We start from the raw sequence: 22,813 nt of genomic DNA, 5'->3' as shown, positions 1-22,813 counted from the left end.
TCTCACCCTTGCACCGCCCGCAACGTCGCCCGCCTCGCAACCCCTCGCCCCAGCCACCAACCCTTCAAAAAATTGAATAAACCCTTTCCTTTCCGAATACGCTTCTTGAAAAAGTGCGATTTTTCTTATGTCCCCTTATCGGAATAGACTAGCTTCCGTGAGGCGGCGAGCAAAAGGGAGAAGGGAGAAGCTCGTCGCTCCACGGCGGACAAAGCACTTGCAATCTTTTTCGCCAACATATGACTTCACCTTGATGTTCTTGAGGGGGAGGGGGAACAATGAACGAAAAGCGGTTCACGATTTCGGAAGTCATCGACTCTTTCGGAATCACGAAGCATTCCTGGGTTCTCTTTATCATCCTATCGCTCGCCCAGGTGCTCGACGGCTACGATTTCATGATCATCAACTCGACCAACCTGTTCGTCGCCCACACATTTTGGCCGAACGACCCGAACCCCGGCGCGCTCATGGGGTCGCTCACCACATGGGGGCTGCTCGGCATGGTCATCGGCGGCAAACAGCTAATCGCGGAGAAGGCGAAGAAGCGGTAGGCAACGAGTGCGCAGCGCCTCGGAGCCTGCGCCCACACGCAGAACGTGCATCATAGGGGAATACGCACACAACTTTGGGGAGCCTCGTTACGGGCTCCCCCTTTTGCGCTGGCATACCTTCGCGCAGCCGATACCTACTCGAACCTCAACGGGGGATTCGGCATCGCCTCGATGCGTGCAACGAGCTCCGTCAGAACCGGATTGTCGTTATCTTTCCGGTACATAAGCTGCAATGGCATGCAGAAATCGCCATCCGCCACATCGAGCACGCGGCAGAAGGGTTTGATGCCTTCGGGAATTCGCGCACCGAAGTTCGACCCCACGACAAGCACCATGTCTCCGAGGCCAGCGCACAGGGCGAACAGCTCGGGGATGCCTGAGCAGAGGCACGAACGGGTCTTGGGCGTGAAACCGTGGCGCTCGCACGCCTCCTCAATATAGCACCATGACCTGCTCAAATAGATTCCCTCATATCTGACGAAGGTCGATTTCTCAAGGTCGCTAACGCCGATTCGCCCCTTCGATGCCAGCGGATTTCCCGCATCGACGATTGCGGTCAGCTTCAAGTCGGCGACTCGCAGCACCTCAACGTTGCTGCCCTCGGGCATCTCTTCTACCGGAGCGGGATCGAACACGATGTCAACATCCCCCGACTCGAGCATTTCGGCCGGGTTTTTGTTGTATCGGTGCTTCACCTCGAGGCAATTCGCACCATATTCGCTGTTGATCAGCGAAATGAGGAAGCCGAGAACCTCCGTTGAAGGGCCCTCATCCGTCAGGCCGCTAATCGATAGGTGAGCGGGCGGATGCCGCCGCAGATAGTGCGCCTTGCTATCAAGCTCCTCCATCGCCTCGATCGCGCGGTACGCTAAAGGAAGCAATTCGGCGCCGCATTTCGTCAAGCGCAGCGAGTTTCCGTCGCGTTTGAACAGCTCGAGTTTGAGCTCCTTCTCGAATTGGCTGATGTGCTTGCTCAGAGACGGCTGGCTCATGTTAAGCGCCCGCGCCGTCTCCGTGTAGTTGAGCCGCTTCGCAAGTTCCGTGAACTCGATAACATAGTTGGCGTTCAGCATGCCCATCCTCCCCCTGCCGCGCTTTTTTGCATGCTCATAGCATAGCGCATTCGAACACGGCACAACTTTCAGCTCCTCTATTCTGGAAGTCCTATTCCCAAATCGAATACGATTCATTCAGATTGCAAAGACGGCGAATGAGATTCCGAATTCGCAATCGCCATAAAACGAATTTCACGCATACCGCCTGCGGGGTTTATGATGCATTCAGCAAGTGCATCATGTCCGCCTCTTTCTGAGCCACTACAGCCACCCCTCACGGTGCCTGCCGCGGCAGCGTTGCGTAAAGCGACGACCACCAGCCGTTTCAGATGGAGGACATAATGAAGGATCAACCCATCATCGATTTTCATGCGCATCTCGGCGACATTTTCAAGGATGCGCACAACGTCATCTACAAGTTGGGTCTCAAGCCCGCTGACATGCCCGACCCGTTTACCGTCAGGGAAGAACGTGGGTTCAAAGGGCCGTTCATCACAGAGGACACCGACGAGGCGCTGCGCGAGTTCATCGATGTGAACCACGAGCGCTGCCGGACGAACACGCTCGAGAACATGCAACGCGAAATGGACGAGTGCGGCATTGACTACATCTGCGTGCTGCCGATCATGCCCGCCTTGTCCTTCGAGGACTACGAAGTCGCCCATATGGTCGAGCCGCGGTGCATCCCGTTCACCTGCATCGACTACCGACTCGGCAAGGACGCCGGGAAAAAGCTGCTCGAAGATTCCGAAAAGGGTGCCTATGCCCTCAAGCTCCACCCGATTTTGAGCAAGCGCGCCCTCGACGATCCTCTGACCGAAGAAGCGCTGCGCTATTGGGCAGAAACAGGGAAGCCCGTGACATCACATTGCGGAGCCGGGATGTACTACTACCCCGAGATCAACGACCAGTACGCCACACCCGAGTTCGGCGACCTCGCCCATCTGGTCGAATGCGCAAGGAAACATCCCGAAATCAACTTCGTCGCAGCTCATTGCGGCGGAACCGCGGCAGGAAACATCGAGCGGCTCGCAAAATTGTCCCAGGGGCTCGACAACGTATACGCCGACACCTCCTTCAGGTCGCACGAGGACATCGAGCTTATGATCGAGCTGCTCGGGCGCGAGAGAATCATGTTCGGCACCGACTATCCGTTCGGAAGCTACAAGCGTCAGGTCGAGCAAGTGATGATAGCCACGGAAGGAGACCCAAAGCTGCGAAACCTCGTCTTCTTCGAAAACGCCAACCGCCTTCTCCATATTGTCTGAGAGAGATTGGGAGGGGGAAGCTCATTCGGAATTTCCCCCTCCCGCTATTCGGATTTTCATGCAAAAAGAATTCGGATTATATCATCATCAAGATTCGGGATTTCTCCGCAAAGCTGAGCTAGCGTGGACTAGGCCGAATGGAATCACGAGAAGGATTTCCACAGCAGCTCCAAGCCCCTTCACATCCCGAATAGTGAAAACACCCTCCGACGAGGGCGTTTTCGCATGATAGTTAGGGTCTTTGTCAGCTGTCCCGAAGACTTGCCAAACAATTGATGCGGGTCGCCCTCTACCCTAGGGGGTTTCCTCCCGCAGGGTCAGGCTCGTTGAGCGGCGAGGCCTCGGGGGCCGATCGCGAGTCGGAGTACACCATGCTCTCGGGGCGGAAGGGGTTATCCTCCTCGGAAAGCCCGCTAGAGGCAGCGCCTGCGCTCTCGACGGGTAAGCGCAGGATGGCGCGCAGACTGTCCTCGTAGATGGAATCCACGAGCCGCGAGAACGCCTGGTAGGCCTCCTCCTTGTATTCAACAAGCGGATCGCGATGTCCGTATGCGCGAAGCCCGATGCCCGCTTTCAAGCCCTCCATGTCGGTAAGATGCGCGACCCAGTGCGTGTCCATGATGCGAAGCATTATCTGCGTGCAGAGCTCCTCGAACAAAGGATTGCCCACCGCCTCGCGCTTTTCGTCGAAAACCCTCATCAGATGATTGCGAACGTCTTCGGCGAGCACATCGGGATCCTGATCGCATTCGATTTCGCTTGCGTCGTAGCCCTTTTCTCCCGTCATCGACTCAACCCACGCATCGACCGTCCCGAAATCCCAGTCGTCCGAAGGAATTTCAGCAGGGCAGTTCTCCTCAAGCAAGCTGTCGACCATGCTCTCCACGAACTCGGCCATGCCTTCGCAGACGTTCTTGCCGTCCAAGATGGCATTGCGCTCGCCGTAGATGGCCTTGCGCTGCAAGTCCATGACATCATCGTACTTGAGCACGTTTTTGCGCGAGGCGAAGTGCATCGACTCCACCTGTTGCTGAGCGGCAGTGATCACCTTCGAGACCAGCGGGTCCTCCAAAGGCGAATCGTCAGGGATGCCCCTTTGCACCATCATCTCAGAAACCTTGTGTATGCGCTCCCTCCCGAAAAGGCGCAAAAGGTCGTCCTCGAGCGAGAGGTAGAAGCGGGATTCGCCCGGGTCTCCCTGACGCCCAGCGCGGCCGCGCAGCTGATTGTCGATGCGCCGCGCCTCGTGACGCTCGGTGCCGATGACGCACAGTCCTCCGAGCACGCGGACGGCATAGCCCTCGCGGTCGGTGATGTACCTTGCCTCAGCGTCGGCCGCATGGAGCTGCCACTCCGCCGCCGACTCCTCGTCTTCCACGCCGAATTTCTTAAGGGCGGCCTGCCGAAGCATCTCATAGTTGCCTCCGAGCAGAATGTCGGTTCCGCGGCCAGCCATGTTGGTGGCAACGGTGACCGCGCCAAGCCGGCCCGCCTCGGCAACGATCGCGGCCTCGCGCTCATGTTCTTTCGCGTTAAGCACCTGGTGTCCGATGCCACGTTCGGTTAGTTTCTCCGACAACCGCTCGGAAGCCTTCACCGAAGCCGTGCCCACGAGCACGGGCTGCCCCTTGGCATGGCGGCACTCTACCTCGTCAGCAACGGCGGCGAACTTGGCCTCGGCAGTGCGGAAGATCAAATCGCCCTTGTCTTCGCGGATCACGGGCTTGTTCGTGGGGATGGGGACGACGGGCATATGGTAGATATGATCGAGCTCGCTGTCGGCGGTGAGCGCCGTGCCCGTCATGCCGGAGAGCTTCTTGTACAAGCGGAAGTAGTTCTGCAGTGTGACGGTTGCGATGGTGTGCGTCTCGGGCTTGATCTGAACGTGTTCCTTCGCCTCGATTGCCTGATGGAGACCCTCGGAATAGCGGCGGCCCTCCATGATGCGGCCCGTGAAGGCATCGACAATCTTCACTTCGCCCCCGTCGACCACGTAGTCATGGTCGATCTTGAACAGGAACTGGGCCTTGAGCGCCTGGCGCAGCCGGTTCGCTGTGGCCCCTGAGAGGTCAGCATATACCTCGCTGCCGAGCATTTTCTCGATTTTAGCGAGGCCGTTTTCGGTCTCGTACACCGTTCGGCGCTTCTCGTCGAGGACGACGTCGTTCTCGGGATCGAGCTTAGCCACAATTTCGGCGAAGGTGGTGCAGATAGCAGAAGGCGCACCGGAGAGCCCTGAGATGATAAGCGGCGTGCGCGCCTCGTCGATAAGCACCGAATCGGCTTCGTCGACGATGCCGAACGCATGGCCGCGCTGCACGCGATCGCGAGGCGAAGAGACCATGTTGTCGCGAAGGTAGTCGAAGCCAAATTCGGAATTGGTACCGTAGGTGACGGAGGCGGCGTACGAGGGTCTGCGTTCCTCGGGCTCCATGCCGTTTTGGATAAGCCCAACCTTCATGCCGAGCAACCCGTATATGCGGCCAACCCATTCCGCATCGCGCTTCGCCAAGTAATCGTTGACGGTAACGACGTGAACAGGATCGCCCGACAGTGCGCTCAGAAAGCCCACCGAGGTGGAGACGAGCGTCTTTCCCTCGCCAGTCTTCATTTCGGCGACGCACCCATCGTTTAAGGCCATGGCGCCGATGAGCTGCACATCGTAGTGGCGCAGCCCCACCGTGCGCTTCGACGCCTCGCGCATAAGCGCGAACGACTCGGGCAGAAGACTCTCGTTGGCCTCGCCAGCAACCGCACGCTCGCGCAGACGGTCGGCCGTAGCGCGCAATTCGGCATCCGTCAATGCGGAGAGGCCGTCTTCGAGCGAGTTGATCTTGTCGACTATACGGCGATACTGCCTAAGACGCTTGCCGTCGCCGAGCGAGAGCAGTTTGGATATGGGGTTGGGCATGGGAAAAAGCCTCCTGGGAAAACATGGGCGGGCATTTCGTCAGAAAACGCCGACGCCCCCTCCCAGGTTTCCCGGATGAGGGGGCGTCGGCGCGCCCGAAGCCTTACGCGACAGCTTGCGATTGATTGCCTAAGGCTGACCCTGAGGCAGGGGGATTCTCGCGCCTGTTGCAGGATGGCGACATCCCCGCATGCCCCATGGCCAGCCTGCTGGAATGAGCTCCCAGCAGGCGAAAAATGAGCCTCGTTTAGGCAGTTAGCTTAGCCAGCGTAGCGGACGACCATAGCAGCCGCCTCGGCGCGAGTCATGTTGGCGAGCGGCGTGAGAACGTTCGTGTTCTTGCCCATGTAACCGCCCTTGACCGCCCATGCGACGTACTCGGCAGCCCAGGAGTCAACCGCGGAAGCATCGCCATACGCAGCAAAATCAGCAGCGCTACCGGCAGTGTAGTTGCCGTACTTCTGAGCATAACGGGCAAGCATGGTCGCAAACTCTTCGCGCATGATGTTGTTCTCGGGAGCGAAGGTGCCGTCGCCGTAGCCAGTCACGATACCAGCAGCCTTAGCCCACGCGATGGCCTTGCCGTACCACATCTTGCCATTGACGTCGCCAAAGGACGCATATCCGTAGATCTCGTTGTAAGAGCCCTCGGGAAGGTCCATATCGGCGCGACCGCCAGCCATGTTGAACAGAACCTGTACAACCTGAGCACGAGTGATGGTGTCGTTCGGCCCAAAAAGGTTGGTGTCAGCGTAACCGTTCATAAGACCGAGTTCGGCAGCCTTGTTGACCTCGTTGTAGTACCAGGCACTCGAATCGACATTGTCGGCGAACTTCAGGTTTGCCTCATCCGCAACCGTGATGGAAACCTCCGTCGGGAACGTGTAGTTCAGAGCAGCGTCGTCATCTGCAGCCGCGATCTCGATGGTGTAGATACCCTCGTCCTCAAGCTTGGTGACTTCCTTGCCAGAAGCATCCTTGACCGTCACCTTAGCGGCAGCGGGGAGTGCCTCCCACACAGGCTCGCCATTTTCGTCGGTGCCAGACTGGTATTCGAGGTCAAGGTCAGCAACCTCGGTACCCTTCTGGACATAGGTAAGAACCGGATTCTCGGTATGGTCGAGCCACGCCTTCTGCTCAGCACCGACCTTGATGGTGCTCAGGTCAACCTTGTTGATGGTGATAGGCACAACAGCCTCGCCCTGGAAGTCGACGTTCTCGTTCTCGATGACGAGTTTGTAGGAGCCTGCGTTAAGCGCCTTGTCGACAGCTTTGCCTTCTGCATCGACAAGCCCCTGCGTCGAACCCTCGATCACATTGCCCTTGGCGTCGGTGACGGTCACCTCGAAGTCGCTCGCTACAATATCATCGCCATCATAATTCTTCTCGACAGAAGTAACGATCTTGCCATTGTACTTAACGACAACGTTCTCAGCAGTAACGACAGTGGCTTCCTTGATGACGACCTTGCACTCAACGGATCCGCCCAGAGCATAGGTGTCATCGTTGATAGCGGCCTTCACGGTGTAGGTACCGGCCTTGTGAGCCTCGAAATCAGCCGTGGCGTCGCTGCCGTCCTTGTCGGTGACGGTGACATCGATCAGGGATTCGTCAACAGCCTTGCCGGCAGCGTCCTTGGCGGCGATCTTGTCGAGGTCGAAGTAGACAGGCTTCTTGTCGCCATTGTTGGAGGTGAACTCCGTCGGGAATGCGGCGCCATCGTATTCGAAGGTGGCAACTGCGTCGACCTTGTTGCAGGTCACATCAGTCTTGGAACCCGTGATGTTCGGGTTGGTCTTGTCCGCGGCGGCGGTGAAGGTGTACTGGCTCTTGGCGTCCCAGGTCTGGCCATCGTTGAGCGTCAGCTTGACTTCAGCCGGGTTCGCAAGCACGTCGGAGCCGTTCTTGACAGAAGTCGGAGTAGAAGGCTTGGCGGCAGTTGCGCCGTAAACATCATCGACAGAAATCGTGGCGCTGGCGAGATTGAATTGAGCGACCGTGACGTTGGCAATCTTCTTGACGTTGCCGGTGAAGTTGCCTTGACCAGTGATGACCGCATAGTACTTACCGGCGTTCTTCACTTCGACTGCAGGATCGTTGTTGGCGTCGCCGCCAGCATTCACAAACTTGATCGTGTAGTCGGTGCCGGCCTTAAGAGCCTTGCCATCGACCTGAACGCCGAGGTCAAGCACATTGCCGGTGTAGGTGAACGTCGTATCGGAAACGTCATTGGCGTTATCCGGGTTCACCTGGAACAGCGTTGCGTTAGCAAGAGAGGCACCCTTGACGGTGATGGTAGCGGAAACCTGGCCGCCCTCGTAGTCGCCGCCAACAGCCTCAACGGTCACGGTGTAGGTACCGGGAGTCTTGATTTCCTTCACCTCGGCGCCGTTCTTGGTGATGGTCACCTTGAAATCGTCACCCGTGGCGGCAACCGCAGACTGGCCCTTTGGGGTAACCGTGACGGTGCCAAGATTGAGCGCGGTACCGTCGGTGGTCGCGTTAGCGGTAAACTGGTTGGTCTGGCCGCTCACAGGGCTGAACGTGCTGCCCAGCGCAATGGTGCCAGCATTGAACAGGGTCACAGGGCTAGTGGTGTCCAGAAGTTCGATGCCGTCGTTCTGGACCTCGTCGGCGGGTGCTTCCGCCGCGAAGGCCGCTGCCGGCACCATGCCGACTGCGAGAACGCCCGCGAGGGTCGCGCTCACTGCCTTCTTCCCGCTAAGGGAGTCTTTGCAAGCTGTCATTTTTCCTCCTATTGGAATCAACCTATAAGGGTTTTCATAACAGCGAGCCTTCTGCTCTCTGGCTGATTGCGCTCATACGACTTGCTCGCCCACCGCCGTATGCCACCACGCGCGTCATATCCTATCCGCGGCCATTCTCGTCCACTTCAACCGGCGGCTCGTAGAAAGTACCTTCGTTCAGCATCGCGAAGATCACCGTCACCCGATGTCTCGCCAACGCTCGGAGCGCCTGCAAGTGCTTCTTTCCTTCGGCTCGCTTGCGTTCGTAATACGCCCTTGCCAAAGAGTCGCACTGCACCGAACGCTGCGATGACTGCATGAGCGCGTTCTTCAGCCGGCGATTGCCGCCTTTGCGTTTCCTTCTCTTATGAACGCTCGTTCCCGATTCCTCCTTGCGCGGTGCCACACCCGCGTATGATGCCAGATGATTCGAATCGCGAAACCGACCAATATCGCCAATCTCGACGGCGATCAGCGCCGCATACACCGGGCCGACGCCAGGAATGCTCTGCAAAAGATCAACCTCGGGAATCATCTTCGCGCGCTGCTCGATCATCAGATTCAGGCGCTTCTCTTCGGCCAAAAGTTCGATTATGCGCGATGCAATCGAACGTATTTGCTCCTCGATCACCGCAGCACCCGGCAGCATGACAGTTTGTCGGTCGAGCACGTCGAAAACTTGTTCCACCTTCTTCGGGCCGTCCACGCAGTGATACTTCAGCTCCGCCGCCCACGTCGACGCGCGAGCGCGGCCCGCCTGGCGAAAGCCAATCGGCCCGCCATAGCGCGCAATCAGTCGAATTTCCAGGTCGTTATGAAGTTTCCTCTTCGAGAAGAGCTCTTCAAGGGGAGGGCTTACCTGATGGATGAAATCATGAAGCCGGTTATAGCAGCGCGTGCGCTCCTCGACGATGTCGTCGCGGCGCGAGGATAGCACCTTGATCTCGGCCATCAACTCAGCCCGATTGCCCACGAACTCGATGTTGCGTGGCGTCGTTCGTGAAGCATCAGCCAGGATGAACGCATCCTTTTCGTCGAATTTATCCTCACCGTACGTTTCAGCGACTTGGCGAAAGCGGCGTGGCGGCATGTGCGCCACAGGAATGTCCATACTCTTAGCGACGCCGACAACAAGACGGCCGAACGCGCCGAACTGATCGACGATAACGAGAGCAAGCCCAAAATCGACTGCTTCCTCCAATGCGGCGCGAATCTCCGCTTCCTCCTGAGGAACCTTCCGATTAATCAACGGCTTGTCGCCATGACGGTCCAGGGCGACAATATGGTTCGAAGTTTTCCCAACATCTATGCCGCAAAACACTTCAAATGGAGCAATATCGACTTTGTTCAAAGACAACTCCTTCCCAAAAAGGAGACGAAGCCGCCGCGCGCCAGCCCTCGACAACATTCCAAAGAGCAAATAGCAGCAACCTTATGAGTGATGAGCGGACGCCGCCGGGCACGGCGGCATGATTCCAAAGGCCATAGGGCGGCAATGTGCATGAGCCTGTACCCGAACCCCGCGGCGGCCATGGGCGGGCCATGCATAGCCGAGCCCAATCGTTAGTATAGAACCAAAGCAGAAAAGAACAATGAGCGAAGACGGCGTCTTGACAAAATAGCGAATTTAACACCAGCTCAGGTGCGGCATCGTGAGAATTAAGAAAGGGAAAGGGTAAATTTCGTCGCCAGTAAAGCCCTATCGAGAAAAGGGCAAACAATGTGAGCAGCTTGTTAATTTCTGCTGAAAACTAAAATTAAATGTTTCAAATTGACGGTGTTGTGTATAATGCAAAAGAGTTATTTGGGCGTTGTGAAGCTTGCTTCACGGGTGGCACACTAGCTTTAGGTTTCATCCGTGGAGGAAGTGAAATTGCTCCCAAAGCAGTATCCACATTCCAATAGGAATAATTCCCTTTCAACAATTTATTTTTGTTTGTGATAGTGTTTTTTGGGATATCTTCGGCTAATAGGCGCTTGTCCGCTTTTTGGTACATCATGGAGGACATCGCACCTCTCGATTGTCTCAAAATCGTCCCTTGGAATAGTGCTCTCCGAACATGCGCCATCCGTCGAAGCCGCTATCCTCGTTCCGAGCGTGCGCAGCGAGGGCGAGCCTTTCCTTCCGTGGTACAATTCCAAACACGAGCGCCCAACTTGCGGGCGCGCTTTGTTCGCAACCTATGGGAGGATACCCTCATGATCAAAGACCTGGTGAAAGACGAAGCCGTCTTGTCACAGCCCTGCGATGCCGTCACTGCCGAGGAAGCCGCAGCACTCGCCGCCGACCTCACCGACACGCTTGAGTCGCTTGAGAACGTCGCGTGTCTGCACGCCAACCAGCTCGGCGTGACCAAGGCCGCCTTCATCTACCTCGATGCCGATGACAAGCCGCACATCATGCTCAACGCGAAGATGATCCGCGCGCTCGGCGCTTTCAAGACCACGGAGGATTGCCTGTCCCGCGAGGAGGAATCCAAGGTCACGCGCTATGCCAAGGCGAAAATCAGCTACCAGGAGCTTGCCGGCGACAAGCTCGTCACGAAGAACCGCGAGTTCACCGACTGGACGGCCGAGATCATCCAGCACATGATCGACCACAGCAAGGGCAAGCTGGTCTAAGCCGCAAGAGCCAGCCCAGCAGTGACCTTGCGGCAGTCGCTCTCCCTGCCGATCGGCACCAAGCTTATCCCGACGGCATACGAAAGGCATCGCATGCGGGCACTCAGCGAAAAAGAGAAGAAGCAGATCAAGCGCTACTGCGTGTATCCCAAGATCGCCCTGCGGGCGCTCATCATGTCCTTTGCGCTGTGCGCCCTTATCGTGCCATTGGAAATGATCGACGACCTGGTTTTCCATAACGACGGCTTCCAGCCGACCGGAATCAATGCTGGGATCGCCCTTGTCGCGCTCTGCGTTGCCGTGTTCTGCTTCTGCGCGCTTCGCCCGAAGTTCGGCATGCGCGGAAAGCAATGGCTTGACCTGCAGAATCGCCTTGCGGTAAAGCAGACTCAAAGCGACCGCTCGGCTCAAGTTGCCGGCGTGCTTGCGACGCAGGCGGCGGGGCGCCTGCTGCAAAAAAGCGACAACAAGGCGGCTCAGGCTCTCGGGGGCGCGGCCCAAGTCGCGGGAGCGGTTGGCGCGGTAAGCACGGCGGCAGACATGCTTTCGGAAAGCGCGAACAACGCCGAGGCGATGGCCGATGCCTACGGCGTTCCCGTTCCGAACATCAAGAAGCAATTGATTGCGTTCTCAATCGTGCCCGTTCTGGTCCTTATTGCGATATATATTCCGCAATACGCCCAGGGAAGCCAGGAGGCGCAGGAGAAGATCGCCCTCGCCGCCGAGCAAATCGATATGGCGGAAAACGCGCTGGAGCAGGTATGCGAGCGCGTTTCGGCAGATGACCCGCACGAGAAGTACAAAGATTACGGCTATCACGTGAGAGGCTATCTGCGAGAAGGCGATTACAGCTGGGAAGGGGCTTACGTCTACTTGACCTTCGACGAATACGGGACGATTACTGAGATCAATTATTGCGAAGGCGTCAATATCGCGGCGAGCCTCGAGGAAAACCTGAGCCAAGCCGAGCGAGACTTCCAGACCCTTAACGCCCCGCTCAACGGCCTGAACATATCCGTTGCCGACCCCGAGCTGCTTGCAACGTCTGCTATCCCCGTCGATTTCAAAGAGACGTTCCTAGCAGGGTCGTTCTACGGGGGTGTCCGCGTATACAGTAACGACACCCCCGTTCGCGTCGCCTGCTCCTTCGATACCGAATCAGAGGAGGAATTCGACGAATACTCGAGGCCGCAGATCACGCTCTCGGTATGGAAAGCGAATTCGTAGCGATATCATCGGCGAGGGAATGGACGACGATTTCGCGGCAGCCTGGAATCCCAATGCCGCCGAGCGGGATAAGCCCCTGCCACTTGATCGATAGTTTCTACTGGAGTTACATTCCAGGGACCGACGATGCCGTCCTGCTTCGGGGGAACGAGAATGGGTTCTGTTCGAAAAGAGCGGCTAGCCCATGATCTGGGCAAGGTCGGCCTCGGGAGTGGATATGGGACGAATGCCGTAGTTATCTACCAGCACCTGCAGCACGCCAGGGCTCACGAACGCCGGAAGCGTGGGGCCCAGGTAGATGCCCCTGATGCCCAAATGCAGCAGCGTGAGCAAGATGCACACCGCCTTCTGCTCGTACCAGGAGAGCACCATGGAAAGCGGCAAATCGTTCACACCGCAACCGAAAGCATCCGCCAGCGCGAGCGCGATCTTGATCGCACCGTAGGCGTCGTTGCACTGGCCGACGTCCAGCAGGCGCGGGATGCCATCGATGCTGCCCAGATCCAGGTCGTTGAAACGGTACTTGCCGCAGGCCAGAGTCAAGATGACGGAGTCGGAGGGAGCAAGCTTGGCGAAGTCGGTGTAGTAGCTGCGCTCCTTGCGCATGCCATCGCAGCCCGCCAGCAGGATGAAGCGCTTGATGTCGCCGGACTTAACCGCATCGATGACGGCGGGAGCAACGCTCATCACGGTGTCGTAGCCGAATCCGGTGGTGACGCTGGTGCCGCCGTTGATGCCGGCAAAGGTCCGATCAGTGTCCCAACCGCCCAGCTCCAGTGCTTTGTCGATAAGGGCAGAGAAGTCCTTGGCGCCGTCTTCGCCCGCCTCGACGACATGCGCACCAGGGAAGCTCACGGGTCCGGTGGCGAACACGCGGTCGGCATACGACTCGTCTGGCTTCAGCAAGCAGTTGGTCGTCCACAGGATAGGCGCGGGAAGGTCTTTGAACTCCTTGCGCTGGTTGTGCCACGCGGTACCGTAGTTGCCTTTCAGATGCGGATACTTGCGCAGCTCGGGATAGGCGTTCGCGGGGAGCATCTCGCCGTGGGTGTACACGTTCACGCCGCGGCCTTCGGTCTGCTCCAGAAGCTGCTTGAGGTCGTGCAGGTCGTGGCCGGTGACCACGATGAAGGGTCCCGCCTCGACCTTGAGCTCAACCGTCGCAGGCTCGGGTTTGCCGTAGGCGGAGACGTTCGCTTCCTCCAAAGCGGCCATGGCGGCTAAGTTGACCTCGCCGCATTTGAGAACCAAAGGCAGCAGCTCGTCCATGTCCAGGTCGGAGCCGACAGCCCTCATGCCCTCGTAGAGAAACGCCGCCACAACAGGGTCCGACTTCCCCAACGCCTGCGCATGATAGGCGTACGCCGCCACGCCGCGCATGCCGAAGAGCAGCAGGCTCTTCAGGCTGCGGATATCCTCCTGCGCGTCCCACAGCAAGCGCATGTCGTACGAGCTAAATTCGCCCAGAGAAATAGCCTTCGCGCGAACGCGACGCTCAAGAGCGGCAATGGCCTTAGGGTCGAAGCTGACGTTGCTCACACAGGCGAACATGCCCTCCAGCATAAGCCCGTCGGATTCGGTATCCCCCCTTCCGTCGCTCTCGGCTCGGGCCAAGGCGACCAATGTCCCGGTCAGATCATCTTGCAGCCGAGCCACGTCGGCGGTCTTGCCGCACACGCCGGCAGCTCCGGTGCAGGCGGTGCATCCCGCCGTCTGCTCGCACTGGAAGCAAAACATGTTCTCGTCAGTCATTTCGCGCTCCTCTACTCGGGGGTGTATTTTCGAAGCAACTACACTATACTGTGGTATCACATACATTTCTGTTGTAGAACCTACAGGTGAAACCAATGCTTGATATCCCTACTTCTTCTTCGATGCTATTCGCCGGCATAACCCAAGACGAAGCGAAGCTGATGCTGCCTTGCCTTGGGGCGACAAGAAGGGTTTTCAGCCGGGAGGAGCGGATCATGCGCGCCGGCCAGCCCACCGAATACCTCGGCGTCGTCCTGTCCGGACGCGTACGGATCGAGGTCTCGGATGCCTGGGGCGAGACGACGATCTTGGAGATGCTGGGGCCCGGCTCGCTTTTCGCGCACGGCTATGCCTGCAGCATGGAGCCCCTTGATATCGACGTGCTGGCGGATACGGCCTGCGAGGTGGTGCTGCTCAAAGCCGAACGCATCATCCATTCCTGCCCTAAGCAGTGCGGCTGCCACGCGCACATATCCTCGAACCTCATGCGCGCCTTGGCGCTAAGCAACCTGGACATGAACCACCGCGCCATAGCCATGACTCCCAAGACCATACGGGGCAAGATCCTCGCCTTCCTATCGCAGCAGCAGAAGAAGGCCGGCACCAGCGCCTTCACCATCCCCTACAGCCAGACCAAGCTGGCAAGCTACCTCAGCGTCGACCGCAGCGCGCTGTCGAACGAGCTCTCGAAGCTGCGCAAGGAAGGCGTCATTGACTACGAAGGCCGCACATACCGGCTGCTGTAGCGCACGACAATTTCCTGCCACGCTGCGGCAAAATCAGATGACCTTCCGCATATCCAAGATGCGCCTTAGCCCCTAGCCAGCAAACCAGCATCAGAGGGGTAGGTCGTGGTCTACAGCGGTTCCAGCTGGCGCTATTGTTTACCCTTGAACAACAGATCGAGTTCCGATGGGGCTGCGGGTGGTGAGGACCTTCGGGAATGCATCCCTGATGGACAGAAGCGGCGCGAGCTCCCTCTCTAGCGCCGATTCGGAGCTGATGTCGTATCTCGCTTAAACTCTCCTTCTCGGTTTCGAAACTCGAATTATTTTTAAGTTTCGAAATCGAGAAGGCAATGTGCACAAGGATGCATCGAGGAGCGAATCCCAGTAGCGCCATGTCAGCAGCGATGCCGGGCGCATTCGCACGTGCTACAATCCAACCACCAGAGATGAAAACACAGTCCCCGTCGGATAGTCGTGGGCGTGCGGGAGTCCGCATCAGTAACCTACCTCCTTGGTTGTCCCTTCTCTGCATGGTCATCTACATAAAGGAGGAACCAGCCATGCAGATCAGCGTGTCGTCCACCTTGACCGTATATCACGACGGCCAATTCTGGGTCGGGCTGGCGGAGCGCGTCGAGGGCGGAAGGTACGGCGTCGCCCGCATCGTCTTCGGCGACGATCCCGCCAAGGCGAACAAGCCCGCGAGGAACCCCAAGCGACGCGCCCGCGAGGCGGCGAAGGCCCTTAAGCGGCCGGCGATGGGCACCAAGGCGCAACAAGCGCTCGCGAATCAGCGGGAGATAATGAAGCGGGAATCAGCTCGAGCAAGAAGACAACGCCACGTGGAAAAGGCGGATGCGCGCTTCGAGCAACGGAAGCTGAAGCGCAAGCGGAAGCATCGCGGGCATTGATCGGCGCCGACATGGGTCCTGACGTGAACAGGGCTACGTCCCCTGTTCAAAAAACGAGGGAGGCCATATCGACCTCCCTCGCAAAGGGCAATTTACTTTCCCACTCAATAGTTAGAAACTCTCTCCAGTTTGTTTCAGCTTGCCGCAGTTTGCCTTAGTTTGTTCTATTTACACTCAGTCTTAATAATTGCCGCGAATCCATGGGGTCAAATTTGGGTCACGGTTTTTCGGGTCATCCGAGGCGTTTTCGTGGGTCACGGTGGGTCACGGCTTTGCTAGGGAAACGCTGATTAATTCAGCCGACTTTGCCCCCGTCTGCCACCCCGACAAAATAAGGTTAGCCTTATCTTACTGCATGATTCGTGTGTTATAGTTAGATGGCTCTAACTGATTGGGGGCGATAGCCATGCACGAACGCAAGGGCTTCTGGGACAGGAATGCCGGTCGGTACGACCGTTTCATGCGAAAGGACCGGGCGGCGTATGAGAAGATGTATGGGCTGATCCGGCCGGTGGTGAAAGCAAAGACCGTGCTGGAGGTTGCCGCCGGCACGGGGCTTATCGCAAAGAGCGTCGTGGATGCGGCGGCGCGCATCGAGGCTACGGACGCCTCTGCAAAGATGATCCTTGAGGCAGAGCGGGGCAATCAATCCGCGAAGCTGCACTTTTCCGTACAGGATATGTTCCGCCTGCCCTATGCGCAGAGGTCCTTCGAAGTGGTGATCGCGTCCAACGCGCTTCACATAGTGCCGCATCCGGAAAAGGCCCTGCAAGAAATCAGGCGGGTGCTGAAGGACGACGGCGTGCTCATCGCGCCAACCTTCACCCACGCGGGGAACTCGGTTTCCGGCAAGGCAAAAGCCTTTTTCATGAGTATGGCGGGATTCCCCCTCCACAGCAGGTGGACAAGCGAGGAATACCTGCGTTTCCTGCGTCAAAACGGCTGGGCGGTGCGGAAAAGCGCGGTGCTGAAGGCCTCGTTCCCGTTGACCTATGCGGAATGCGCGAAATCGGAGGGGCCGGATGTCGTTCTTTGAAAACACCCGCAAGCCCGTGGGCCTCGGCGGAAAACTTATGGTTGCCATGATGAACCTGGGCCACGGCCCTGTGGCGCGGTGGGGACTTCGATTTCTACGGCTTGCGCCAAACGCCAAGGTGCTGGATTGCGGCTGCGGCGGCGGGGCGAACATAAAACGGCTGCTGGAAAAATGCCCGCACGGCGTCGTCAAGGGCGTCGACTATTCGCCCGTCAGCGTGGAGAAGGCCAGGAAGCTCAACCGAACCGCAATTCAGGAGGGGCGTTGCGCCGTTCTGCAAGGCAGTGTGGCGGATATGGCGTTTGAGGATAGCTGCTTCGATGCCGCCACGGCCTTCGAGACCGTCTATTTCTGGCCTGATTTGCCCCGATGCTTCCGCGAGGTCCGGCGGACGCTGAAGCCAGGCGGGACAATCCTTATCTGCAACGAGAGCAATGGCGATACGGACAAGGACGAGAGGTGGACGCAGATCATCGGCGGCATGACCATCTACAAGGACATTGAATTGAAGGCGTGCCTGGAGCAGGCGGGCTTTCACGAGGTGCAGATACGCAAAAAGAAAAGGTGGCTCTGCGTCACGGCACGGAAGTAAGGGCATCAAGCACGGGCATTTTCGCATCCATCCCGCACATGACGTTAGGCATGACGGCCATAGCGGCTGCGCCGGCGGCAATTACGACAGTTTTTATTCACTGAGGAAGAAACCTATGAAATGCAAAATCGAGAGAAACACCGTGCAGGAGACGCTGATCCTCCCGCTGTATTCCCGGAAGCTGTGTACGGAGCTGTACCCGAACCTTTACAGGGATGAAACGGCGGTTCGCCTGCTCGACCAGATCGACTACGACTTTTCAGAGGCAGAGAAAAACTCCCGCGGCCTGATGCAGCGCTTTGGTGCGCTGGAGGTGGCCATGCGGCAGGGTGATCTTGCTTTCGAGGTGCGGGATTACCTGAAAGGCCACCCCGATGCGGCGGTGGTCAATCTGGGCTGCGGGCTGGACAACACCGGCAGAACCTGCGACAACGGTAGATGCAAGATCTACAATCTGGACTTCCCGGATGTGATTGCCTTGCGGCAGCAGCTGCTGCCCGCCAGGGATCGGGAGCAAAATATCCCCTGCGACCTGAAAGACACCGCATGGTTCGGCGAAGTCGACGCCTCCGGCGGGGCGGTGTTCTTTGCCTCCGGGGTGTTCTATTACTTTCTGACCCAGCAGGTCCGGGAACTGGTGCGGGGGATGGCGGACGCTTTCCCCGGCGGTGTGCTGGTCTTTGATGCTGCCAATCGGACGGCAGTGAAGATGATCGCAAAAACATGGCTTAAGACTGCAAAGATCAAGGATGTGGGGGCATATTTTGCGGTTTCGGATGCCGCCAGGGAAATCGGCGCGTGGGACAGCCGTCTGCAGGTCACGAGTCGCGGCTATATGCTGGGCTACAACGATTTGAGGGACCCTTCTGTCGGCGGCTTTTTCCGGTTTCTCGCAAGGGTCGGTGACAACGGGATGAGAATGCAAATCGTGAAAATAAGATTTTGAGAGGCGAAAACGAGGCGCACTCACTTTGACGTTGAAGAAGACGGCTTTTACGGCGCATATTGGGCGTGCAAGGACATGCATACAGCAGCGGGCACGGATTCAATCGAATCCGTGCCCGCTATCTGATACTATATTATTTTATCGAACGTCTGTTCTATTTTCACTCAATGGCTCTGGTTTTAGCGTCTGATCATTCCAGTTGCGCCCAGTTTTCGGCGGCGTCTCGAAGCGAGTGCCGCCAAGTCACACCATGTCGTGTTTCGTCACCTTCGGGGACAAAAGCTGGGACAACTTCAAAAACTCATTTCGAACTCAAGGCATTGAGTTTTCGTTTTTGTTCCAAAGGGCGCGGCGGGACGCCTTTGGAGGCTCGATAGCGCCGAAAACGCCCGTTTTGAAACTCAACTGCCCTTTAGCGCACAAGCCGCCAGCCGCAATCGCAAGTGAGTCAACGCGGGTGGTTTGCGCACCATTTGCAAAACCCCAGGTCGCGACTCTTCGCCATCGGTGAGCAAAGTGAGTAGTCTCAGGTGGCTTGCGCATGAGTTGGCGAACGGGCCTTGAGATTCCGCTGACGACCGGAAACGCTTCGAGCTCCCTTGAATTTCCGCGCAGCCCATGATATAAAATAATTGGTTTTCCGCAAGGAAGGCCTCCAAGTGCCGGGGACGTTTTCCCCGGCTTTTTTCTTATTCAGGAGAGCAATGCGAGAACTCAGCATCTTCGTCGACGAATCGGGAAGCGACGGCCTCTCCGACCGATACTACCTGCTTACCGTCGTTATGCACGACCAATCGGACAGCATCGCGGAGTCGATCAAGGCATACGAGGACGCCCTCCGCGCCAAGGGACTTCCGAACATACCCTTCCATGCGTCGCCGCTCATGAACGGCAAGGACCTGTACTCCGGACTCGACCTAAGGACGCGCAAGATGCTGCTCGGCTCGTTCCGAGTCTTCTTCCGCCACATGCCTGTGAGGTACCACACCTTCGCATACGCGACCAAAAAGTTCGACTCGCTCGACAAGCTCGCGGGGACGATGCGAAGGGACATCGTGAACTTCCTGTTCGACAACCTCGCGGAGCTGCAGGCCTACGACGCGGTCAAGGTCTACTACGACAACGGCCAGCACTCCATCGCCGAGTCTCTCCACCTCGCAATCGAGTACGCGCTGTCGAAGGACGCAGTAGTCTACCGCTCCGCACAGCCCTCCGAGTACCGGCTTTCGCAGGCGGCGGACTACATCTGCACCATGGAACTCACAGCGATCAAGTACGCGGACCATACAACCACCGCTACGGACGAGAAGTTCTTCGGAAAGTGGTCAGACTTCAAGAAGGGCATTCTTAAGGAGACGCGCAAGAAGCTCGTCTAATGAAACGCCAACAGCGCCGTGCTCGTTGCAGGATTTCATCGAGATGTACCGCCGCCTTTGGTTCCACGCACCCCCGAAGCGAACCAGCCTCTTGTCGCCGTCTATTTCCATGAACGGTCGCAGGAGTTCAGGCCCATCGACGCTCCTAACCGAGATGGTGCGGATGGCAAAGACAACGCACCTGGTCGCGACGAGGCACCGTGAAAGGACGGCGCCTCCGTTCTCAAGCTGGGGGCGAGCGGGCCATCTCACTGCCGGATAGCAACTTGGGCCTGCACAAAGTGGCACCCTTGGCAGCTGCGCAGGTATCCTTACTACGCTGCCGCCAGGGGTGAGCGCGCGCCTCTACGGCGCGAGCAAGGCGACAAGGTGTGGCGGCGTGTAGCGAGGACTAAATCAGGTCGCTTTTCACCTCAATGTCCTCGATGCCATCGACCTCCGCCTCGGTGGGCAGGGCATCGTCGGGTCCTCGCCCTCCATGACCATCCTGATGGCGTTCTTAGCCACGATGCTTGTGGAAGCCACGTCCATGCCTCCGCCTACGACGCCGCCGACGAGAGGCACCATTTTGCCAAGATTGATAATGCCCTTTTCACCGAACTTCGTGATGAACCTGAAGCCGATTCTCTGGTTGATCTTCACGAGCGCCGCGCCGGGAATCTTCTTGATTGCGGCCTCGATTGACTTTGTCCCGGTCTTGATGAGCCCTATTTTGACCAGGTCGCTCATCGTCGTACCCGTGAGACACATGTAGACCATCGTCTGGACTTGATCGGACATGACGTCATAGCCACCCATCTTCGCGATGCAGGCGATCATGCGCATCTGGACGTACATAACGCTGCTTATGTTCGCGGGAATGGCGACTGGAAGCGTAATCAAGCCTCCAAGCCCAGTGACGAATCCTGAAGTTCCGCACTTCATGACCTGCCACTTTGCGAGCGCCTTCGCGGCTTCATCGGGCGACTTCGCCTTCCCCATGTAGTCGGCAACCATCTCGTCGACCGAACGAATCACCTTAGGGACGCCGTTCAGTGCGCTCCTGTAGATGGCATCGAGCACCTTGCCGGCCGATTCCTCGTCGATGGGCATCTCGAAGCCTTTGGCCTTTCCGACCGTTTCTTTCTCTTCCGTCTTCTTAGCCATGGCTCTCCCTTTCTCGCAGCTTCGCTTTCTCAATAACCCTTGCAAATACTGCGAACCGTCCATCAATCTCTGGACATTTTACCTCGCGTTTTATAGCAACTATTCAACTTTCAGATAGCGACGGATGATGGGGCCGATGCGATTGACCCATGTCCCACTGAGAGGCCCTTGTGGAGTCTACTGTGGTGGCACTCACCGGCGGTGTCGTAACGCTGGCCAGGGTGATCGCGCCGAACTTGCGAAGCCGCACGGTGATGGAGCCCAAAATCGACGAGCTCACGCGGCATATCGAGAAATACAACTGCCTTATCGAGCACATCTACAAACTCGAGCAGGACGTGGCTGTGGTCAGGCGTGATGCTGACACGCTTGAGGAGAAAAGCGACAGATGAACCGTTTCTGACGAGCAACAAGTGGCAGGGTTCCCTCTGTTCACGGTCGTCCAAAGCGTCCTGGAGGTCGTGATGGCCAACGTCAACCTGCTTCGAGCGTAGCCGCACTCGACTCCACACGGCGCTCGCTGTGCGTAGCCATGACGATATCCATGCTCTCGCCCGTGATAGTCGAGCTGGGGAAGGCCTTGGTATGCCTCCAGGACTCTTTGGCCTCGATGGCGTTTTCGAACGCACCTCTAAGTCATCGCGATGCGCTCACTGCGGCCCTTCGGCCGCTCCGCTTGCGATTGATGTGGCGGCTCGGGACGAAATCACGCCAGCGCATCGCTTGCGAGGGCCGTTGCTAAATGGCCTTGCGCCTCGCCTGCTTGAGCCAATTCCTCTTAAAGGGGCCGATGCCGCCGAAGAACTTGTTGTAGGTCTCCCCGTCTTCCTTCGCGGCGTACTTGATGGCCGCCAGCTCGATCGTGCATAGGTAGTCCGCTGCCTGTTCGAGCCGATAGTCGGTCATCGATGTCTTGCGGCGCTCCAAGACGCCCTTGGAGAGGGCGAACCCGAAGGACAGGTCGAGGGCCTTCTTGACGATGTCCTGGCCGTTGTCGTAGTAGACCTTCACGTCGTCGAACGATTGAAAGAAGTCGAGGTGGTCGAACAGGAGCCCGGAGATGTCCCGCTTCATGCGGGCGGTGAGCTTCGCGAGGTCGTCGAACTCGCATCTTCGGTATGCGAACGTCGCGTACTTGATGGGGAGCCTCTGCACGAGGACGTTGAACGAGTAGAGCGTCTTCTTCCGCTGTTCAAGGGACATCCCTCGGTAAGGTCCATGGCCGTTCAGCAGTGGCTCGGAATGAAACGGTATGTTCGGCAGATCGGACCTGAGGAGGGACTCCTCGTAGCGCGCAACTATGTCGGATATGGAGTCGGCCTGGTCGTGGATCACGAGCGAGAGCAAGTAGTAGCACGCTTTACCGCCGCGATCACCGCTCTCGTCGACGAACATGCTCAGGTCTCGCGCCAATATAATGCCCCTAGATATAATAAAAGCCGGGGGATAAGCCCCCGGCACTTGGTTTCTCGAGATTTTTGAAGCCCAGCGGTCGCTGTCTTCGGTAATCCTCTATTCCTGGATGCGCGTGTTTTTGCTCGCAAAGGACTTTGGGCATGCACAGCTTGTCCTCCAGTTGGCAGAGACGAACCTTTTCAGAGGCCAAAAGTGGTACTGCTTCGGCAGCAAAAGCGCTCTCGACAGCCTCCTCGTCCCCATTCCAAAGGGCATGGATGAGTTTCAGACGATGCGCTACCAGACCGAACATGAGGTCGATTACAACAATCGCGAAGCCATGGAGGCAAGCATCGCGAAGCTCGGGGGAAATGATCCTTTCCGGGGGGCAACAGTACAAGCTCTCCGGCGAAGAGTATCGGGTGACTATTTCACCGCTTTTGCTACGCCATTCCAAACATCGCTGCTACAGTGTTCCACGGTTGGCTGATACACCCCAACGAGAAGAATTGACACGCGCCCCGCAAGGGGCGCTTCCTTTTCCAGCAAA

The 22,813-nt window shown here is 57.8% G+C and carries 20 protein-coding genes; 11 read left to right on the top strand and 9 right to left on the bottom strand.

All coding sequences use genetic code 11. The annotated features are described in order from the left end of the window. The first annotated feature begins 278 nt into the window (after positions 1-278). Positions 279-551, top strand: coding sequence for a hypothetical protein (locus F8C90_RS07300; RefSeq protein WP_158049864.1), 273 nt, complete (start codon positions 279-281; stop codon positions 549-551). Between the two features lie 134 nt (positions 552-685). On the opposite strand, the gene F8C90_RS07295 is transcribed toward F8C90_RS07300, so the two are convergent. Beyond that, the gene (locus F8C90_RS07295; protein ID WP_211361061.1) at positions 686-1,624 is read right to left on the bottom strand and encodes a LysR family transcriptional regulator; all 939 of its coding nucleotides are present in this window, start codon (positions 1,622-1,624) and stop codon (positions 686-688) included. A gap of 323 nt (positions 1,625-1,947) precedes the next feature. Between F8C90_RS07295 and F8C90_RS07290 the strand changes: the two genes are divergently transcribed. Continuing rightward, a complete protein-coding gene (locus F8C90_RS07290) occupies positions 1,948-2,874 on the top strand; it encodes an amidohydrolase family protein (RefSeq protein ID WP_170264592.1) in 927 nt (308 codons plus the stop codon). A gap of 289 nt (positions 2,875-3,163) precedes the next feature. Here the strand turns inward: F8C90_RS07290 and secA are convergent, their stop codons facing one another. The 4 genes from secA to F8C90_RS07270 form a co-directional block, all read right to left on the bottom strand. Next, positions 3,164-5,785, bottom strand: coding sequence for a preprotein translocase subunit SecA (gene secA / locus F8C90_RS07285; RefSeq protein WP_158049861.1), 2,622 nt, complete (start codon positions 5,783-5,785; stop codon positions 3,164-3,166). A gap of 260 nt (positions 5,786-6,045) precedes the next feature. Next, positions 6,046-8,532, bottom strand: a complete 2,487-nt coding sequence (locus F8C90_RS07280) for an S-layer homology domain-containing protein (protein WP_158049860.1) — start codon at positions 8,530-8,532, stop codon at positions 6,046-6,048. Positions 8,533-8,653: 121 nt separating this feature from the next. Then, entirely contained in the window at positions 8,654-9,883 is a 1,230-nt protein-coding gene (locus F8C90_RS07275; RefSeq protein WP_170264591.1) for an IS110 family RNA-guided transposase, read from the bottom strand. 415 nt (positions 9,884-10,298) lie between these two features. Next, positions 10,299-10,532 carry a hypothetical protein gene (locus F8C90_RS07270; RefSeq protein ID WP_158049858.1) on the bottom strand — a complete coding sequence of 78 codons (234 nt, stop codon included), beginning with the start codon at positions 10,530-10,532 and terminating at the stop codon, positions 10,299-10,301. A 199-nt stretch (positions 10,533-10,731) separates the two neighbouring features. Between F8C90_RS07270 and F8C90_RS07265 the strand changes: the two genes are divergently transcribed. Beyond that, complete coding sequence (locus F8C90_RS07265) at positions 10,732-11,154, top strand: peptide deformylase (protein ID WP_158049857.1); 423 nt, start codon at positions 10,732-10,734, stop codon at positions 11,152-11,154. A 93-nt stretch (positions 11,155-11,247) separates the two neighbouring features. Next, positions 11,248-12,381: a hypothetical protein gene (locus tag F8C90_RS07260; protein ID WP_158049856.1), complete on the top strand. Its 1,134-nt coding sequence runs from the start codon at positions 11,248-11,250 to the stop codon at positions 12,379-12,381. A 177-nt stretch (positions 12,382-12,558) separates the two neighbouring features. Here the strand turns inward: F8C90_RS07260 and hcp are convergent, their stop codons facing one another. Further along, complete coding sequence (gene hcp, locus F8C90_RS07255; protein ID WP_211361060.1) at positions 12,559-14,133, bottom strand: hydroxylamine reductase; 1,575 nt, start codon at positions 14,131-14,133, stop codon at positions 12,559-12,561. Between the two features lie 95 nt (positions 14,134-14,228). Here hcp and F8C90_RS07250 point away from each other — a divergent pair, with 95 nt between their 5' ends. The 6 genes from F8C90_RS07250 to F8C90_RS07225 all read left to right on the top strand — a co-directional run bounded on the left by F8C90_RS07250 (position 14,229) and on the right by F8C90_RS07225 (position 19,722). Continuing rightward, a complete protein-coding gene (locus F8C90_RS07250) occupies positions 14,229-14,879 on the top strand; it encodes a Crp/Fnr family transcriptional regulator (RefSeq protein WP_158049855.1) in 651 nt (216 codons plus the stop codon). A 542-nt stretch (positions 14,880-15,421) separates the two neighbouring features. Continuing rightward, on the top strand, positions 15,422-15,772 hold the full coding sequence (locus F8C90_RS07245) for a YjdF family protein (protein ID WP_158049854.1): 351 nt from the start codon (positions 15,422-15,424) through the stop codon (positions 15,770-15,772). Positions 15,773-16,178: 406 nt separating this feature from the next. Next, complete coding sequence (locus tag F8C90_RS07240) at positions 16,179-16,808, top strand: class I SAM-dependent methyltransferase (protein WP_158049853.1); 630 nt, start codon at positions 16,179-16,181, stop codon at positions 16,806-16,808. Positions 16,809-16,845: 37 nt separating this feature from the next. Continuing rightward, positions 16,846-17,400 carry a class I SAM-dependent methyltransferase gene (locus tag F8C90_RS07235; protein WP_211361059.1) on the top strand — a complete coding sequence of 185 codons (555 nt, stop codon included), beginning with the start codon at positions 16,846-16,848 and terminating at the stop codon, positions 17,398-17,400. A 115-nt stretch (positions 17,401-17,515) separates the two neighbouring features. Then, on the top strand, positions 17,516-18,346 hold the full coding sequence (locus tag F8C90_RS07230; RefSeq protein ID WP_158049851.1) for a class I SAM-dependent methyltransferase: 831 nt from the start codon (positions 17,516-17,518) through the stop codon (positions 18,344-18,346). Between the two features lie 704 nt (positions 18,347-19,050). Beyond that, positions 19,051-19,722: a DUF3800 domain-containing protein gene (locus tag F8C90_RS07225; protein WP_158049850.1), complete on the top strand. Its 672-nt coding sequence runs from the start codon at positions 19,051-19,053 to the stop codon at positions 19,720-19,722. Between the two features lie 408 nt (positions 19,723-20,130). Here F8C90_RS07225 and F8C90_RS07220 read toward each other — a convergent pair whose 3' ends face one another. Continuing rightward, positions 20,131-20,868 (bottom strand): EcsC family protein, encoded by a 738-nt coding sequence (locus F8C90_RS07220; RefSeq protein ID WP_158049849.1) that lies wholly within the window; start codon positions 20,866-20,868, stop codon positions 20,131-20,133. A 170-nt stretch (positions 20,869-21,038) separates the two neighbouring features. Between F8C90_RS07220 and F8C90_RS07215 the strand changes: the two genes are divergently transcribed. Next, positions 21,039-21,260 (top strand): hypothetical protein, encoded by a 222-nt coding sequence (locus F8C90_RS07215; protein WP_158049848.1) that lies wholly within the window; start codon positions 21,039-21,041, stop codon positions 21,258-21,260. A gap of 346 nt (positions 21,261-21,606) precedes the next feature. On the opposite strand, the gene F8C90_RS07210 is transcribed toward F8C90_RS07215, so the two are convergent. Continuing rightward, on the bottom strand, positions 21,607-22,281 hold the full coding sequence (locus F8C90_RS07210) for a DUF3800 domain-containing protein (protein ID WP_158049847.1): 675 nt from the start codon (positions 22,279-22,281) through the stop codon (positions 21,607-21,609). A gap of 10 nt (positions 22,282-22,291) precedes the next feature. Next, positions 22,292-22,576 carry a hypothetical protein gene (locus F8C90_RS07205; protein WP_158049846.1) on the bottom strand — a complete coding sequence of 95 codons (285 nt, stop codon included), beginning with the start codon at positions 22,574-22,576 and terminating at the stop codon, positions 22,292-22,294. Between the last annotated feature and the right edge of the window lie 237 nt (positions 22,577-22,813).

It is taken from the genome of Ellagibacter isourolithinifaciens, from assembly GCF_008831035.1.
Lineage (GTDB): Bacteria > Actinomycetota > Coriobacteriia > Coriobacteriales > Eggerthellaceae > Ellagibacter > Ellagibacter isourolithinifaciens.
The sequence above is the reverse complement of the archived record's forward strand: the minus strand, read 5'-3'. Positions and strand labels throughout refer to the sequence as shown.

Bases quoted from the DNA above. Each gene is read 5' to 3' on its own strand.
- F8C90_RS07300 (WP_158049864.1), top strand. From the start codon at position 279: ATGAACGAAAAGCGGTTCACGATTTCGGAAGTCATCGACTCTTTCGGA.
- F8C90_RS07295 (WP_211361061.1), bottom strand. From the start codon at position 1,624: ATGCTGAACGCCAACTATGTTATCGAGTTCACGGAACTTGCGAAGCGG.
- F8C90_RS07290 (WP_170264592.1), top strand. From the start codon at position 1,948: ATGAAGGATCAACCCATCATCGATTTTCATGCGCATCTCGGCGACATT.
- secA (WP_158049861.1), bottom strand. From the start codon at position 5,785: ATGCCCAACCCCATATCCAAACTGCTCTCGCTCGGCGACGGCAAGCGT.
- F8C90_RS07280 (WP_158049860.1), bottom strand. From the start codon at position 8,532: ATGACAGCTTGCAAAGACTCCCTTAGCGGGAAGAAGGCAGTGAGCGCG.
- F8C90_RS07270 (WP_158049858.1), bottom strand. From the start codon at position 10,532: ATGATGTACCAAAAAGCGGACAAGCGCCTATTAGCCGAAGATATCCCA.
- F8C90_RS07265 (WP_158049857.1), top strand. From the start codon at position 10,732: ATGATCAAAGACCTGGTGAAAGACGAAGCCGTCTTGTCACAGCCCTGC.
- F8C90_RS07260 (WP_158049856.1), top strand. From the start codon at position 11,248: ATGCGGGCACTCAGCGAAAAAGAGAAGAAGCAGATCAAGCGCTACTGC.
- hcp (WP_211361060.1), bottom strand. From the start codon at position 14,133: ATGACTGACGAGAACATGTTTTGCTTCCAGTGCGAGCAGACGGCGGGA.
- F8C90_RS07250 (WP_158049855.1), top strand. From the start codon at position 14,229: ATGCTTGATATCCCTACTTCTTCTTCGATGCTATTCGCCGGCATAACC.
- F8C90_RS07245 (WP_158049854.1), top strand. From the start codon at position 15,422: ATGCAGATCAGCGTGTCGTCCACCTTGACCGTATATCACGACGGCCAA.
- F8C90_RS07240 (WP_158049853.1), top strand. From the start codon at position 16,179: ATGCACGAACGCAAGGGCTTCTGGGACAGGAATGCCGGTCGGTACGAC.
- F8C90_RS07235 (WP_211361059.1), top strand. From the start codon at position 16,846: ATGGTTGCCATGATGAACCTGGGCCACGGCCCTGTGGCGCGGTGGGGA.
- F8C90_RS07230 (WP_158049851.1), top strand. From the start codon at position 17,516: ATGAAATGCAAAATCGAGAGAAACACCGTGCAGGAGACGCTGATCCTC.
- F8C90_RS07225 (WP_158049850.1), top strand. From the start codon at position 19,051: ATGCGAGAACTCAGCATCTTCGTCGACGAATCGGGAAGCGACGGCCTC.
- F8C90_RS07220 (WP_158049849.1), bottom strand. From the start codon at position 20,868: ATGGCTAAGAAGACGGAAGAGAAAGAAACGGTCGGAAAGGCCAAAGGC.
- F8C90_RS07205 (WP_158049846.1), bottom strand. From the start codon at position 22,576: ATGTTCGGTCTGGTAGCGCATCGTCTGAAACTCATCCATGCCCTTTGG.